This is a genomic window from Caballeronia arvi (assembly GCF_001544695.2).
Classification (GTDB): domain Bacteria; phylum Pseudomonadota; class Gammaproteobacteria; order Burkholderiales; family Burkholderiaceae; genus Caballeronia; species Caballeronia arvi.
In genome coordinates this window covers 1-14,504 of sequence record NZ_FCOM02000099.1, presented here as the reverse complement: position 1 = coordinate 14,504, position 14,504 = coordinate 1, and the positions used below count along the sequence as shown (strand labels likewise).

Here is a 14,504-nt window from a genome sequence, read left to right as displayed (position 1 = left end):
CTCTCGTTAATGACATCAGATTCAACGTTCACCGCTTCATTCAGGATGACCGTTCGACGAGGTATTTCAACGACCTGTTAGTAGCGGTGAACGTGCCGCCCGGACAGGTCGCAACCCGCAAACCGGCGAGGCGATCAAGATCGCTGCTGCGAAGACAGTCAAATTCACGGCGGGCAAAGCGTTCAAAGATGCCGTAAACGCTGCGTTATCCGAGGCGGGTTTGAGTTGCCGCTGACCTAGGAAAGTTGACCGTCCAGCGGCAGCAAATTGATGAGCTTGACGGCGGTCAGGCGTTCGTTGCCGTCAGCATTCGGAAGCTCCCAAGACCCGAATGACAATGTATATCGCCTATCCGAGTAACCCCATCGCGAATGGCTATCCGATCGCGATGGCTTCCAGGCAAAGTGCTGCAGAAGCTTTACATGCAGACACCGTAGTGTTGCCCTCGCTCTAGCTGTTCAGCGCGCAGGAGCGTCAGAATCGTCCTACAGGCCGGCTGTGTGGCGTTCTGATACGACAAAAAGAAGCCCGCCAACAGAGTAATCGCGGCAGGCCACAAGGAATGACGATTATCGGTAAATGCGCAATCGCCATACCCGGCCGGGGCCTTGGGCGACGCCCTCTACATGAAACCGGACTTGGCCAACAGTCGGGTTCGATCAGGCCTCGTATCGCCTGCAGATATCGATGACGTTCGAAAGAAGTCGTCTACGAAACGGCGGAAATCACTGTCGCGCCGCTCAGCCGCCGTAGCCGTCATAGATGTATCGACGTGACCACGGCAGCTTGCTAGCGCGCGTGCCCGCCTTGCGCTCGACGATCTGGTAAATGGCGACATCATCGTTCTCGAACGCGTATGCACAGCCAGCCAGATAGATACGCCAGACGCGGAATGTCTGCTCGTCGACCATTTCACGCAGCTTTGCCGCATTCGCTTCATAGTTGGCGCTCCACAGCCGCAGCGTTCGCGCATAGTGCCGGCGCAGGTTTTCCACGTCGAACGCTTCGAGCCCGCCTTCCTGCATGGCATTGAGCGCGAGGCTCAGATGCGGCAGCTCGCCATCGGGAAACACGTATTTATCGATGAATGCGCCGCCGCCAAATCCTGTCTCGTCCGATTTCGCGCTAGTTGAAGTGATGCCGTGGTTCATAGCGATACCTCTTCAGCAAGAAGGCTTTGCATACTGTGAAATACTGGGGAAGATTGCTGCAGCCCACATGCTCGAACATGCCGACGCTCGTCACGCGGTTGAAGCAACCCGTCACTTCGCGATAATCCTGCAACCGGATTTCCGCACGATCCGTCAGGCCCATTGCCTTAACCAGTTCCGTGGCCCAGTCGAACTGGTTTTCTGACAGCGTTATGCCGATGCACCGTGCGCCAAACTTGCGTGCCGCGCGAATGACGAGCGCGCCCCAACCGCAGCCGGTGTCGAGCAGCGTCTGACCCGGCCGGAGCTGGATCTTGGTAAGAATGTGGTCGATTTTTTTCTGTTGGGCTGTCGCGAGATCCTCATCGCCGTTCTCGAAGTAGGCGCAGGAGTAGACCATGCGGCGATCGAGCCAAAGCTTGTAGAAGTCGTCCGAGACATCGTAGTGGTACTGAATGGCCCGCTTGTCGGCAGCCTTCGAATGCGTGAAATAGTGTTCGACGCGGCGCCATTTTCCCGATGCTGTCGGGCAGGTTCTGGCGAGCGCATTGCCGACGTCGATGATGTCGGCGAGGCTCCCGTCGATATCGATTTTCCCTTCCACGTAGGCTTCGCCCAGCGTGTCGAGCCCGGGCGACAGCAGAAGCGGCATGGCCGCCACCGATTTCGCATGCAGCGTGATCGCCGGCTTCGTGCGAGGGAACCACTCCTTTCGGTGCCGTGACGACGGCTGGAACGACACCTAGCTATGCGGCCTATGAGTTGCAGTTGTTTTTTTCGAACGTGCAAATCGGGACTTGGTTTTCGCCTCGGGTTTATCAGCCTACACACCGATCGTCGCGCGCACCCACCCCGACGAAAGGATCCCATTCGCGGCGTTCGCTGCGATGTATTGTTGTAGTGGCTACACCATCCGTGCGCGCGCACGGCGCGACTCGCGCCCTATGGTGCGGAAACTCAACGATCGGAAGCTTCACTCTCTCGTGCATCTCATGGCAGCACGCCAGGCAGGCGTCTCCGCGATCCGTTCGAAGAGAACCGCGTCGTTCGGGTGTTGCGCAGCGTAGACCGCGCTGACCAACCGCAATTCTGCTGCGCGAGGCATTGAAACGATCCGTCGTAGGATGATCGGAAACTGATGCTCGAAAGTGCGCAGTAACAATTGGTTTTGCCACTGCGAGGCAAGCACTCCGATCACCGATGCAGGCTTCATCCGCCTAGGTAAAGTAAGGAGGAGCGTATCCGTCAGCGCAACGGCTTCCCACCGTATCGCATGGGCTGCGGTCAAGCGTTTCTACGTGAAAGAAGGCGATCGCCGGCGGCTTCGCGCCCGATTACGAGAGATGCGCGGCAGACGCTTCCTCTTGCTGCCGGATCACCCTCTTCAATGGTGGTATCCGTCAGCGCAACCCTCTGCGCTCACCAATATTGCCGTCAGGAAGTGGGCGTCCGGTATCGGACGCATGGCGTCAGAATCGACCTCCTCGTCGTGGGAAATTAAAACCCGCACGCATGGTTGCGGCGCGGCGGCTGGTCTTCCGTCAGGTCGGCTCAAGTCCCTTTTCGTGCAGCCAGTCGCGGTTGAATAGCCGGCCGCGGTAGATGTCGCCGCGATCGCACAGCAGCGTAACGACTGTGTGTCCCGGGCCCAACTCGCCGGCCAGCCAGACGGCCGCCGCCACATTAATGCCAGTCGAGCCGCCGACGTACAGGCCCTCCTCGCGCAGCAGGCGGTAGACCATCGTCACGCATTCCCGGTCGTCGATGCGTACCGCGTCGTCGATCGGCGAGCCTTCGAGATTCGCGGTGATGCGCGTCGAACCGATGCCCTCGGTAATCGAACTGCCTTCCGCCTTGATTTCGCCGGTTTTCACATGGCTGTACAGACCGCTGCCATGGGGATCGGCCAGCACGACGCGGATGTTCGGATTTTGCTCCTTCAGGTAGCGGCTCACGCCACCCAGCGTGCCACCGGTGCCGGTTGCGCACACGAATGCATCGACAGTTCCTGCCGTATCGCTCCAAATTTCCGGTCCCGTCGTCTCGTAGTGCGCTTGGCGGTTTACGAGATTGTCGAACTGATTCGCCCAGATCGCATTGTCGAGTTCGTTCGCGAGCCTGCCCGCAATCTTCTGATAGTTGTCCGGATCGCGATATGGCACCGCCGGCACCGCCCTCACTTCTGCGCCGAGCGTGCGCAGGATCGCCATCTTCTCCGGTGATTGCGTCTCCGGGATCACGATCACGCAGCGATATCCGCGGGCCGCGCAGATGTGCGCGAGCCCGATGCCCGTATTGCCGGCTGTGCCTTCGACGACCGTCCCGCCCGGCCTCAGCGCGCCACGCCGTTCGGCGTCGCGGATGATATAGAGCGCCGCGCGATCCTTCACCGAGCCGCCCGGATTCATGAACTCGGCCTTGCCGAGGACCTCGCAGCCCGTTTCGGCACTCAGCCTGGCCAGCCGGATCAGCGGAGTGCGGCCCACACAACCGGCGAATCCCTGTCGTACGTCCATGTCGGTCTCCTTACCATTCAGCGCGAACACTAGGCTGCAAGCATAGAGCAGGGCCATCCGGACGGCTGCATGTAACCGATCTCCGAAGTGCCGGTCGAGTACGCGGATATCATGAACTTCAGGGCTTTGGCCATGATTCCCTGGTTGTTCGCCAGTGCGAGGATATTGGTGGTTGATGTCGATGACAAATTGAAGCTGACGTTTATAACAAGCGGGATGGCTTCAGCGACCACGCCCCGATCGGCACGTGTATAAAGATCTCAGTTCTCGTTTCTTTGCTTGAATTTTCTCGAGCGATGGATGAGAGACCGCCCGACTCAAGCCTTTTTCACGTAAGCGTTGCACCAGCCTTTAGCCTCGACCAGCTTGCCGCCATAAGTCGGACAGGGGCCATTCGCGGAGCCCGCCTTGCCCTGATAGAGTTGGCAATTCGCACAGGTCTGTCCGGCCTCGTAGCGAGGAAACCTGGTCTTGTCGACTTTCGTCGCGTCCGTCTTGTAGCCGAGCGCCTGCGCGGTCGGATCGCTCTCGGAAAGCACCGGGGCGTCCGCGCGCGACTCGGTGGAAAGACCCGTCGTCGAGGCGACGGATGCAGCGAGAATCATGAAACGACGGCGTGTGAGTGGCATGACGGGAACTCCTTACGGAACACAACGGGTGGGTCGCGAGACAGAATCTTCTGTCCGGGCCCATCGACCCGGACCTTTCTGCCCGGCATAAATCGACTGCATACGCCACACGAGCGCAGAAGCTTCTGTCACATCGGCGCGCATCAGCAATCGACACATCTTTCGTTTTCGTGAACCTCGCAACACTAGGCTAAGTCCGCTCCAATATATCACGTTGTGATATATTGAAACGTGCCTTCCGTCCGGCATCGCGTCGCCACGCATCGCCACGTCATCGGCAGCGCTCATTCGGTGCAACCATCATGTCGGCGCGCAGGCACGTGCAAGCCATCGTGCATCTGACCGCGGAGGATGCAGTCATGAAAGAGAATGTCGCGCAAAAGCTGATCGGCTCCCATCTAGTGCAAGGCAAGATGAGTCCCGGCGAGGAAATCGGCATTGCCATCGATCAGACGTTGACCCAGGACGCTACCGGGACCCTCGTGATGCTCGAGCTCGAAGCGATGGGATTGCAACGGGCAAAGACCTCATTGAGCGTTCAATACGTCGACCACAATCTAATCCAGGAAGACTACAGGAACGCTGACGATCATCTGTTTCTGCGCAGTGCGAGTCGGCGCTTCGGGCTGTGGTATTCCCGGCCCGGAAATGGCGTCAGTCATCCGTGTCACCAGGAGAATTTCGGTAAGCCGGGTCAAACACTTCTGGGCTCCGACAGCCATACACCCGCGGCAGGCGCGCTCGGCATGTTGGCCATCGGCGCGGGCGGTCTGGAAGTCGCGCTTGCCATCGCCGGTGAGCCGTTTTTCATGCGTATGCCTGAAATCTGGGGCGTCAGATTGACCGGACGGTTACAGGAATGGGTGAGCGCGAAGGACGTGATTCTCGAGATGTTGCGCCGGCACGGCGTCGCGGGCGGTGTGGGGCGCATCATCGAGTACTACGGTCCGGGCCTCGACGCGCTCAGTGCGATGGACCGGCATGTGATCGCCAACATGGGAGCGGAGCTTGGCGCGACGAGCACGGTCTTTCCCTCCGATACCGAGGTGCGCCGCTTTCTGCGTGCCTGGAAAAGGGAAGCGGACTGGAGCGGACTCGTGGCCGACGAGGACGCAGATTACGATGTGAACGACGAAATCGACCTTGCCAGTGTTGAGCCGCTAATCGCGATGCCTTCAAGTCCGGGGAATGTGCGAGCGGTGCGTGAAGTCGCGGGCGAGCCGATCCAGCAGGCCTACATCGGCTCATCCGCCAACCCCGGCTATCGCGACTTCGCCGTGGCGGCGGTGATGACCCGCGATCGCGTGATCGACGATCGTGTGTCATTCGACGTCAATCCCACTTCGAGGGCGCAGCTCGAAAGGCTGGTGCAGGATGGGCACATCCTGAGCCTGCTGCATGCCGGCGCGCGTTTGCATCAGGCTGGCTGCAACGGCTGCATAGGCATGGGCCAAGCGCCGGCGACGAAGGGCATATCGCTGCGCACAGTGCCGCGCAACTTTCCGGGGCGCTCCGGCACCCGAGAAGACAAGGTATGTCTGGTGAGCCCGGAGACGGCCACCGCGTCCGCACTTTGCGGCGTCATCACTGATCCGCGCACGCTTGGCATCCCTTATCCGCGAATTGCCGACCCAGATGATCCCCTCGTCAATCGCGGCATATTCGTGCCACCGCTGGCAGCCGAAGAAGCCGCGAAGGTCGTGTTGGAGAAGGGGCCGAACATTGCGACGCTGCCGACGTTCGAAGCACTTGCCGATACGCTCGAAATACCGGTGCTGCTCAAGGTGGGCGATGACGTGTCCACCGACGAAATTATGCCCGCTGGTGCGCGGGTGCTGCCGTTTCGCAGCAATATTCCGAAGATCGCCGAGTTCGCGTTCGAGGCCATCGACTCGACGTATCCGGAGCGCGCGAAGCAGACACAAGGCCATGCGGTCGTGGGCGGCTGCAACTATGGGCAGGGGTCGAGTCGCGAGCATGCGGCGCTGGCTCCGCGCTTCCTCGGCCTGCGCGTGGTACTGGCGAAAAGCTTCGCGCGCATCCATGCGCAGAACCTGGCCAACTTCGGCGTACTGGCGCTCAGTTTCGTCGATGGAGGCGACTACGGGCGCATCGAGGCGGGCGACACGATCCGCGTCGCCGGTTTGCAGAAAGCGCTTATTGCAGGTGCGCAGCTGACGGTCGAGAATACGACGAGAGGACAGGCATTCACAGTATCGCACGCGTTGTCGCACCGGCAAATCGAGTACGTATTGCAAGGCGGTCTGATTTGCTGGATGAAGGCGCGGGGTGGCCAGCCCTGATGCGGGCGGTCCGCTCGGGAAGCTCGCGACGAAGCACAACGGTTGACCGCCAGCGCCTCATGAAACGGCATCAACCGGGACGGCTGCGAGCGACGCTGATAAACATGGGAAAGAATTTATCAGAGCTGGCGAGAAGCACCGGTAATCGAATGCGGTAGGTGCGATGCGATGACTACCTCCTGCATAATCGTCCTATGAGACGAAGCCAAAAATACATCAGCTTTTTGCATTCAGGAATCCCGGCTCGACCACAGCACAAATGGCGCTCTCACGCCGTCGGCGGTGTTTTTGCCGTCGCGTTCCTGGCGCTTGCGGTTCGTGCCTTCTGGGTACAGGGCGTTGACGACGCGTTCTATCGCAAGCAGGGAGACATCCGGCAAGTGCGGGACTTGCCGCTGCACGCGTCGCGTGGCCGCATTTTCGACCGTAACGGCGGCTCCCTCGCGGCCAGCATTCCAGTTCGCTCGGTTTGTGTCGATGCAGCTGACGAGGAAGTGGGCATCTCCTCGCAGCAAGCTGACACACTTGCGCGCCTGCTCGGGATGAATCAAGCCGACATCTTGCGCATCTACGCGGCTAAGCGCAACTTCGCGTATCTGAAGCGCGAGGTGCCCGTCGACATCGCGGAACGCGCGTTGCGGCTTGACATCCCTGGGCTTTTCGCCCAGGAGGATTTTCGGCGTTTCTATCCCGAGGGTGAAATTGCAGCTCAGGTGACGGGCTTTACTGGCCTTGATGGCAGCGGCCAGGAAGGCATGGAGCGGGTTGCTGAAAAGACCTTGCGTGGTGAAGATGGACAGCGCCGTGTTCTGCGCAACGCGCGGGGACAGGTGATTGAAACCCTGGCATTGAGTCCACCCCGCAATGGTGCCGACCTGACTCTCTCCATAAGCCGCCCCATTCAATATGCCGCCTTTAAAGCATTGAGGGCCGCCGTTCAGCGCACCGATGCGCGCTCTGGGTCCGCGATCGTACTGGATGCGCGCACGGGCGAGATCCTCGCGATGGCCAATTGGCCAAGCTACGACCCTAATGAGCGCGCGGCGCGCAGGGGCATGGCGATGCGCAACCGCGCAGTGACTGACATTTTCGAGCCTGGTTCAGTGATGAAGCCGCTGACGATCGCACTGGCACTTCAGCAGCATCGCATTACACCGAACACGATCGTACCGACCGACGGCGGACGCCTCCGTCTCGATGGCCGCACTATCCATGACGATAAGAACTTCGGTCCGTTGACAACGACAGCCGTCATCCAGAAGTCAAGCAATGTTGGAACGACGAAGATCGCGCTGCTCTTGTCCGCGCACGACATGTATGCCAATTTCCAGGCGCTCGGACTCGGACGTAAGCCCCGTGCCGGGCTGCCGGGCGCAGCGGCGGGACAAGTGCGGCCCTATAAGCGCTGGCGACGCATTGAGCAGGCGACGATGTCGTACGGTTACGGGCTCTCCGCGTCGTTGCTGCAACTCGCACAGGCCTACACGAGCTTTGCCAACGAGGGGTGGGTCGTTCCGGCAACCATCCGTGTCCCCAAAGAGCACCTCGGTCGGCCGGTCGGACGACGTGTGTTTTCGAGACAGGTCGCCCGTGAGATGCGTACGATGATGCAAAGCGTGGTCGGCGCGGACGGAACTGCGCCGCAGGCTGCAGTGCCCGGTTACAGCGTCGCGGGTAAGACAGGCACAGCATACAAGTGGACCGCAAAGGGCTACGACCATAGCCAGTATCGGGCGACCTTCGTAGGTATCGTGCCGGCAAAAATCCCGCGCGTCGTCATTGCGGCGTCTATCGACCGGCCGCTTCGAGGCTCACATTTCGGAGGAGCGGTTGCCGGACCACCGTTTGTCGACATCGCCGAGCAGACAATGCAGTTGCTCAACGTAACGCCGGACAGGAGCGACGCAGGGGCCGGTGTATGAATCATATAAATGTGCCCACCTCCACCCCTACAGTGGCTCAGTTTGCGGTCGGCGCAGACACTCTTGGCTGACATTCACGACCTGCGCTCCGGCGCGATCCGAATGTCGCCTTCACTGCTGACACGTGTGAGGCAAACACGTCGTCGGTCATCGCGTAGTCACGCATGCGCAGCCTCGAGACGCGAGTATTTGGCCGCCACTCCAACCCCGGCGCAATGCGGCGACGAGAAACGTCTCTGAAATGCGCGGGTAGAGGCAGCGAGTTGATGCATGAAACAGCGCCGTACAATCCGGGCATCGCCTGCAACCCCGTTCTCATCTTGTTTGACGTGCGGCAGACATGCGTGGTTCGTTGACCGACGCGATGCACACGTTCCAATGATGTTCTATCGCTTCAAGATCCGTACACCGGCATAGAGTTGGTGCCAACCCATTTCGTGTGCCGCATACGCGGCTGATTCAGTGTCGCTCAGGGTGCTCGGGAAAAGCGTCGGTTTACTGCTCTATCCGGTGGTCGAGCGCAAGCCCGCCCGCAGTCGGATTTTGGGGATAGCCGCTACAGTAGGAGTGCGAATATGAGACTGAGGTGAGATAGCGTTGAACGCATCTCGAGCCGCACGCTTTTGCCCGGGCAGTGCCAGGCACCGAGCAGTGCGGCCAGCACCGGGTTTGTGAGATAGCTTGTCGCTGTCCACGCCGTCGTACGAAGCACACCTTTTCTGGGTTTCAGTATCCGTTGATGGCTTCGATTTTCAACGGCAGAACTCGCAACGGGCGGTTGTTGTTCTCTTGCATGGCCCAATTTGAACGGACTCGTATCTGCATCGCCTTCATTCGGTTAAGCCCATGAATCCCTGATGCCATCCGACGCAGATTCTTTACGAACGTACGCTATGAAACCTTGCGTTTTGGGGTAAACGATATTTACATCACCGTTATGCACGCCTATAAGTAGTTGCTAGTTCGTAAGCGACGCAGATGCGGGCGTCTCGTTACGCGCCGGCGTCCTCAGCTGGACGGGTGGCGCGGATGCGCCGAAAGGAGGTGTTCTGATGAACAGGCGAGACGTTTCCCGTCGCGAGATGCTTATTCGAGGTAGCGCAGGACTCACGGCGTTAGCACTGCTACAAACGTCGTGGTGGACGCATGCGTTTCCGAGTCGGCCTAGCGAGGAGGTGGTGCCGTGGCTCGATCAACCGCCGGAAAATCCTAGCGGCGGGGTCGTTGAAAACTTGCCACGATGGGAAGATCTGACGTCCTGGATTACACCGAATAAGAGTTTCTTTCGGGTTGCGCACTACAACAAGCCGATCATTGACGCGACAGCGTGGAACCTCGAGATCACCGGCTCAGTAAAGAAGCCGGTCACTTTGACGCTGCCGGCGATCAAGGCCCTACCAAGGCAGGAGGTCGTGTTCACGCTCGAGTGCAGCGGCAATCACGGATTTCCATGGTTCACTAGCGGAATTGGCACCGCCAAATGGGCGGGTACGCCGCTGGCCCCGCTGCTCAAACAAGCTGCCGTGCGCGATCAAGCGAGCGAGGTCGTCTTTTGGGGCAGTGATGAAGGGGTCGAGGAGGTCCGGCAGATCAGGATGCCACAGCACTTCGCTCGCAGTATGTCGCTCACCGATGCAATGGATTCCAATGTGCTGTTGTGTTACGAAATGAACGGCGTTTCACTCTCCCCGTCCCACGGGTTTCCAGTGCGGCTGATTGCACCGGGGTGGTATGGCATTGCAAACGTCAAGTGGCTCAAGCGCATCGAGGTGAGGCAAGCTCGCTTCATGAACCGCTTCATGGCACGCGACTACGTCACTATCCGCGAAGAGCAGCACAACGGACAGACCGTGTTTGCGGAAACCTCCGTAGGTCGTGCATTGATCAAATCTTTGCCGGCAAGAGTTACTCGGAAAGACGGGCAATATCAGATTGTCGGTGCCGCTTGGGGCGCCCCCATTGCCCGCGTCGAAGTGAAGGTCGACGATGGACCGTGGCGGGAAGCCACCATTGACCGAAGCCATCAGGCCGAATTTGCGTGGAAGATTTGGTCGGTGAAATGGGAAAACGCGACGCCCGGAGAACACAAAATCACTTCGCGCGCCATTGACGCTCGAGGCAACGTACAACCGGCGATGGACGACCCGCGCATCGCGACGAAGCGCACCTATTGGGAAAGCAACGGGCAGGTGACGCGGCGGATTCAGTTGACATAGCAGGAGTATGCCGCTTCCGTAGATTTCCGTTGAGATTCAGCGTGATGCTTTGCTGTGCCAGCACATATGGCGAGTTTAGGATTTTCGAGTGGATCGTGCGCGCAAGAAATGGCGACAGCTGCTGTGAGCTGATTTCAGAATCGCACGTTGCACCGTTGAGCGGTTGATGATGTGGCCAAGCCTGCAGGGTGCGACGCGGCAAATTGATCCCAACTACTATCAGTGATAAAAACGCATCTTGTCGCGCGGACCATGCGCAACTAGGCGACAAGACCGCACGCGCCGTGGATGTCGCACGCTACACTTGTGGCCACATCGCAAGAACTTCGCCGATTTGCCTTCGCCATCGATGTGCTGGCGCGACGCATCGTCCGATGGAGGGGTATCAAGTTCAGCGTGCACCGACTTAATGGACGCGCTGGAGCAGGCGGTGCATAATCGACGATTAGCTGCAGGTACTAGGGTGGAAGATCATCCGCCGTGGGGGCAATACTTGGTTTTACCCCACAAGCCTGAATCATTCGTTCGTCTGGAAAATACGGACATCTCGGTAATCTTTTGAAGAGCTCGAAACCCGCGTCACGTGACCGTTGGGCGCGGGAGGTAACTCATGTAAAAAAGGCACAGCCTTCGATTGGGCGGCATCGCCCGCTATAAACACGAAGTTTGCGGTCATTCGCATAACTGAGGAGCAAGCGCTACGAGGCGGAGGCAGCCGGGGTGTCGCCCAACCTTGCAGCCCTGAACGCATCGCTCGCCGACTCCTCAATGTCTTCCGTCCATGCCAAGGCCATGTGTCCCGGCTAACACTTGCGCAAGAGTTTCAAAAATCTCCATGCGTTTTAGAAGTCCATTGCATCGCGTTGGGGAGCTTTGGGTAAAACAAGTCTGAACAGGTATTGCAACCCTTTGTCAGCAGCGTTGGCGATTCATACGAAAGCGCACTCGCCAAACCGATCAACTGCCCTTGAAAGACAGAAGTGATTCATCTTCGCAGCCCATGGCGCAATGTACGGCTGTCGAGCTCGCCACGCTTGAATGGGTAGATAGATTGAATCACCGACGCCTGCTTGGCCCTTCGGCAACTTGCCGCCGGCCGAAGTGGAAGGCCGTTACTTTGAGCACTCGCTGGAGTGTCCATGGCGGCCTAACTCCAGCAAAGACGGTCTCCAGTTTCCCGGCGCCATTCACCCGTGAGGCTTGCGCAGACATCGACCCGGGCATGGTTAGTAAAGGCCGAGCCTAGACGACATCCGGAGTTCTCGGTAGAGACATCGATCGATGCGTGGCGCAGCATGAGTGGACAAGTTCCAATGAGGACGGGAAGAATCATGACCACTACCCCTTCTAACGATGCGCCAGACTCGGGTCAGCATTACACAAGTGCGGAAAAACGCCACCGCATCTTTTCGATCGTCGCGGCCTCTTCAGGCAACCTTGTCGAGTGGTTCGACTTCTATGTCTATGCATTCAGTGCGCTATATTTCGCGCCGGCGTTCTTTCCGAAGTCGGATCCTACGGCCCAGTTGCTCAACACAGCGGGCGTGTTCGCGGCAGGCTTCCTGATGCGCCCGATCGGTGGCTGGTTGTTCGGTCGCATTGCCGACCGGAAGGGTCGGAAGGTTTCGATGGTCACCTCGGTCACCATGATGTGCGGTGGCTCACTGTTGATCGCCTGCCTACCGACCTACGCGAGCGTTGGTGCGTGGGCGCCTTTTCTGCTGTTGATCGCGCGGCTCGTACAAGGCCTGTCGGTCGGCGGCGAATACGGTACCACCGCTACCTACATGAGTGAGGTTGCGCTACGCGGGCAGCGCGGCTTTTTCTCGTCGTTTCAATACGTGACGCTGATCGGTGGACAGCTGCTGGCCGTGCTGGTGGTGGTGCTGCTGCAACAGTTACTGAGTCAGGAGGAACTTAAGGCCTGGGGCTGGCGCATTCCATTCGTGGTCGGAGCGATCACGGCTGTGGTTGCACTTTATCTACGTCGTACCCTCACCGAAACCGCGAGTGCCGAAAGCCGTACGAATAGTCAGGCAGGCACCATCAGCGGCCTGTTCACGCATCACAAAGCGGCATTCGTCACCGTGCTGGGCTTTACGGCCGGAGGCTCGCTGATTTTCTACACGTACACCACCTACATGCAGAAGTACCTGGTCAATTCGGCCGGTATGTCGATCAAGACCGCGAGCGGCATCATGACGGCTGCGCTGTTTGTCTACATGTGTCTGCAGCCGGTGTTTGGCGCCTTATCGGATCGGATCGGCCGCCGCAATAACATGTTGCTGTTCGGCGCTTTAGGCGCGCTCGCCACGGTGCCCGTCATGAGCACGCTGCATCACGTGACCAATCCCATCTTCGCCTTCTTCCTGATTGTTCTCGCGCTTGCAATCGTGAGTTTCTACACATCGATCAGCGGTATCGTCAAATCGGAGATGTTTCCGCCGGAAGTGCGTGCGCTCGGTGTTGGCTTGGCCTATGCCATAGCCAACGCAATTTTCGGTGGTTCGGCTGAATACGTCGCGCTCGCCCTCAAGTCTGTCGGCCACGAATCGGACTTCTTCTGGTACGTGACCGTAATGATGGTGATTGCCTTCGTCACCGCACTGCGCCTGCCACGCGTGCCGCGCTACTTGCATCATGAAAGTTGAGTGGTATTTGTCGGATTCGAAGCCGCGCTGTTGTGACTCATTCTGAATCCCTCTGTGCTTGGGTCCAGAACGATTGACAACGCTGACATCGCGCTCCGCTTCGGCGGGCCTTTACTATACTCCTCTCTTTCAAGTTGCGAGGGACAGGCGTCGTCGGCGTGGACATCCAGCACTTCGCCTCGACCGTGACCGTCGCGCTCAAAACCGTGGTCGTCTGCGAGTTTGCGCCACAGGTTGAGACTCCATGCGATGACGCGCCGGGCCGGCCCGACGGCGGGATCCACCACGGTTCTACTAACGACGCCGCTGATGCGTTGCCGGACCAGGAGCTTGCCCGCCTCCGTTACGGCGAGCCGCCGCACCATCGCCATTCGCTATGCGGCGCATGGCGTGACGCTGCCGGTGCCGGCGACCTTGGACCGGGGCGAACTCATGGTACTGACCGCGCTGGTCCAGACTTACGGCGTGGGGGTGTTGCGCGATGACTTCAGTGCTTGTGCGTCAGCGCATCGCGGAACGGGGTGCCGCGGTCGTGCTGCAGCAGGCGGTGTTCGCCGAGCGCCCGGGCTGGGGCACGCAACGCGACGGGGCTGGCCTCGGTGGAGGGTCGGTAGACGGCGTCGCCGCGCGTCTGCGGGAGGCGCGGCCGCTGCTCGAGACGCTGCTCGAGACGCTGTGCGAGCGGTTTCCCGCGACGTTTCCGGTTCAAGCGCGCGCGCTGCTGGCGCGCGTCGCGCGGCGATCGACGCCGCGGATGCCGCCCGCGCCCCCGCTCGAATCGGAGGACGGAGAGCGTGACGATGGCTGAGCGCTCACCCAGTGCAGTCCCGAAAAAACTCACCCCAGAGACGGGACGCAGCCCGGAAAAGCTCACCCTCGAGCGGCGCTATACGACCAAGGATTGGGTTGGGGTGAAAACATGGCGTACGTATCGACCGTGGTGAACACCTTCGGTGGACGCTGGTTCGATGAAAACTGGAAAGCGCAGATTGATACGCCGGAGTGGCGCAAGGCGATCGCCTTCTATGCAGACCTCCTAAGGAACGACGGGCCGCCCGGAGCGAGCTCGAACGGCTTCAACGAGAACTTGACGTTGATGTCGTCCGGGAAGTGCGC

7 protein-coding genes and 3 pseudogenes are annotated in these 14,504 nt (G+C 59.6%); 7 read left to right on the top strand and 3 right to left on the bottom strand.

The features are described 5' to 3' along the window. Window positions 1–82: 82 nt before the first annotated feature. Window positions 83–235 (top strand): annotated as a pseudogene (locus AWB74_RS41325) (HU family DNA-binding protein); the annotation flags it as partial. A gap of 505 nt (window positions 236–740) precedes the next feature. On the opposite strand, the pseudogene AWB74_RS41320 reads toward AWB74_RS41325, so the two are convergent. From AWB74_RS41320 to AWB74_RS41305, 3 genes and pseudogenes are all read right to left on the bottom strand, one after another. Then, window positions 741–1,839: pseudogene (locus tag AWB74_RS41320) on the bottom strand (class I SAM-dependent methyltransferase); the annotation flags it as partial. An 853-nt stretch (window positions 1,840–2,692) separates the two neighbouring features. Further along, the gene (locus tag AWB74_RS41310; RefSeq protein ID WP_061152317.1) at window positions 2,693–3,667 is read right to left on the bottom strand and encodes a cysteine synthase A; all 975 of its coding nucleotides are present in this window, start codon (window positions 3,665–3,667) and stop codon (window positions 2,693–2,695) included. A gap of 317 nt (window positions 3,668–3,984) precedes the next feature. Next, window positions 3,985–4,296 carry a high-potential iron-sulfur protein gene (locus tag AWB74_RS41305; protein ID WP_061152311.1) on the bottom strand — a complete coding sequence of 104 codons (312 nt, stop codon included), beginning with the start codon at window positions 4,294–4,296 and terminating at the stop codon, window positions 3,985–3,987. A gap of 320 nt (window positions 4,297–4,616) precedes the next feature. On the opposite strand from AWB74_RS41305, the gene AWB74_RS41300 reads away from it, so the two are divergent. From AWB74_RS41300 to AWB74_RS41270, 6 genes and pseudogenes are all read left to right on the top strand, one after another. Beyond that, window positions 4,617–6,599: an aconitate hydratase gene (locus AWB74_RS41300; RefSeq protein ID WP_200822110.1), complete on the top strand. Its 1,983-nt coding sequence runs from the start codon at window positions 4,617–4,619 to the stop codon at window positions 6,597–6,599. A gap of 194 nt (window positions 6,600–6,793) precedes the next feature. Next, the gene (locus AWB74_RS41295) at window positions 6,794–8,521 is read left to right on the top strand and encodes a peptidoglycan D,D-transpeptidase FtsI family protein (protein WP_087039507.1); all 1,728 of its coding nucleotides are present in this window, start codon (window positions 6,794–6,796) and stop codon (window positions 8,519–8,521) included. Window positions 8,522–9,699: 1,178 nt separating this feature from the next. Continuing rightward, entirely contained in the window at window positions 9,700–10,737 is a 1,038-nt protein-coding gene (locus AWB74_RS41290; protein ID WP_200822109.1) for a sulfite oxidase, read from the top strand. Between the two features lie 1,331 nt (window positions 10,738–12,068). After that, a complete protein-coding gene (locus tag AWB74_RS41285; protein WP_061152309.1) occupies window positions 12,069–13,388 on the top strand; it encodes an MFS family transporter in 1,320 nt (439 codons plus the stop codon). Window positions 13,389–13,869: 481 nt separating this feature from the next. Next, window positions 13,870–14,196 (top strand): hypothetical protein, encoded by a 327-nt coding sequence (locus AWB74_RS41275; protein WP_160110382.1) that lies wholly within the window; start codon window positions 13,870–13,872, stop codon window positions 14,194–14,196. Between the two features lie 96 nt (window positions 14,197–14,292). Then, window positions 14,293–14,504 (top strand): annotated as a pseudogene (locus tag AWB74_RS41270) (extracellular solute-binding protein); the annotation flags it as partial.